At 52.0% G+C, this 369-nt stretch carries 1 protein-coding gene; it reads right to left on the reverse strand.

What is annotated here, in order from left to right; all coding sequences use genetic code 11:
• On the reverse strand, positions 1-369 hold a 369-nt coding region (locus tag SB773_RS30410), incomplete at both ends, for an arginase family protein (protein ID WP_410593921.1).

The raw sequence follows: 369 nt of genomic DNA on the forward strand, positions 1-369 counted from the left end.
GATGACGTTGTACCCGAGCTCATAGCTTGCTTCGATATCTCCAGGGTGGTTCAGCGTCCCGCGAATTCCGACCTGAAACACCTTGTCTGGCTTCAGTAGCCCTTCTTCGTGAGCACGGATGAATGGAGAGCCATGCCAATATTTCTCTTCGTAATACGTATCCCACGTATCTGTATGCGAGTCAAACTGGATCATGGCGACCTGCCCATACACTTTTTTAGCAGCACGCAACGAGGCCAATGTGATCGAATGGTCGCCACCGAGCCCGATCGGAACGATGCCTTTTTGCATCAGATCAAGCATGGCTTCCTCCATCACCTCGTAGCTCCGGTGAATATTGTGCGGAATCACCGACACATCCCCGATGTC

It is taken from the genome of Bacillus sp. SIMBA_074, assembly GCF_046534555.1.
Lineage (GTDB): Bacteria > Bacillota > Bacilli > Bacillales > Bacillaceae_G > Bacillus_A > Bacillus_A mycoides.